Annotated in this window: 1 protein-coding gene and 1 pseudogene; both read left to right on the top strand. The window is 58.7% G+C overall.

Annotated features, from left to right (window positions below):
• Nucleotides 1-128: 128 nt before the first annotated feature.
• Nucleotides 129-1,277, top strand: coding sequence for a dual-specificity RNA methyltransferase RlmN (rlmN, locus tag AC1D0Z_RS21665; protein WP_477660212.1), 1,149 nt, complete (start codon nucleotides 129-131; stop codon nucleotides 1,275-1,277).
• Nucleotides 1,274-1,464 (top strand): annotated as a pseudogene (locus AC1D0Z_RS21660) (type IV pilus biogenesis/stability protein PilW); the annotation flags it as partial. The gene rlmN and the pseudogene AC1D0Z_RS21660, both read left to right, overlap by 4 nt.

Genomic DNA, 1,464 nt, shown 5'->3' with positions numbered 1-1,464 from the left:
GGTGGAAATTGCCTTCTTTTTCCCTGGCATGAACGTCTACTCGCGTTAACCATGTCCGACCCCATGCCTTGCTACCCCTTTCCAGGGCCGTCGCTTGCTTGGGGCGGTTCCGCCGGTTGCCTGCCGCGATGACGGCCAACCTTCTCGATTTTGATCTGGATGGCTTGACCGCCTTCTGCGAGCGGCTCGGTGAAAAGCGCTTTCGCGCCACGCAGCTCTTTCGCTGGATCCACCAGAAGGGGGCAACCGATTTCACGCAGATGACGGACCTTGCCAAGTCCCTGCGTGAAAAGCTAACCGGTTCTGCCCATATACAGGGACCCAAAGTGGTCTCCCGCCACGATTCTGCCGACGGCACGATCAAGTGGTTGTTCGACGTCGGCGCCGGCGATGTCATTGAAACTGTTTTCATTCCCGAAACCGACCGCGGAACCTTGTGCATTTCCTCGCAGGCCGGCTGTGCCGTCGGCTGTCGCTTCTGCTCGACGGGCCACCAGGGCTTCAGCCGCAACCTGACCACCGGGGAAATCATTTCCCAACTGTGGTTTACAGAACACTTCCTGCGTCAGCACCTGGGCCGCGAGGAACGGGTGATTTCCAACGTCGTCATGATGGGCATGGGCGAACCCCTGCAAAACTACGGACAACTGGTTCCGGCGCTCAGGGTCATGCTGGACGATCACGGCTATGGCCTGTCGCGGCGCCGGGTCACGGTGTCCACCTCGGGCGTGGTGCCCATGATTGACCGCCTTGCCGGCGACTGCCCCGTGGCCCTGGCGGTATCACTGCATGCGCCGGAAGACGCGCTCCGCGACAACCTCGTGCCGTTGAATAAAAAGTATCCCATAGCCGAGCTGCTTGACGCGTGTACCCGTTATCAATCCTCAGCACCCAGGGACTTCATCACGTTTGAGTATTGCATGCTCGACGGCGTGAACGACCAGCCTGAGCATGCACGTCAGCTTGTATCGCTGTTTCATGCTCATGGGGCGAAAGGACTCTCTTGCAAATTCAACCTGATTCCGTTCAACCCCTTCCCCGCCTCGGGACTGAGGCGCTCGGATATGGCCCAGGTGACGATATTTGCGAAGATTCTGATGGAGGCAGGTATTGTGACCACCATCAGAAAAACCCGGGGTGATGACATTGATGCTGCTTGTGGACAACTAGCCGGCGATGTACAGGACCGTACAGGTGTAGATCAGCGCATGGCGGCGCAACGGCAAGGTATGCTTGGGGGAATCAAGGTCGTTGTGGCCAAAGGGATGGGTACATGAGGATTCTCGCCAATATGATCTGGGTGCCGGCCTGCTGGTTGGCAGTATTGCTGACGGGATGCGCCAACCACGCATCCGCCCCGGGTGCTCCGGGTAACCATACTGACATTGTTACGGAGTCGGACGAGCCTGATCAGCGGCGGCGCGCAAGATTGCGGCTAGAGCTGGCTACTGGGTATTTCGAGCA

Source organism: Polaromonas sp. P1_E3 (genome assembly GCF_056405935.1).
The sequence above is the reverse complement of the archived record's forward strand: the minus strand, read 5'-3'. Positions and strand labels throughout refer to the sequence as shown.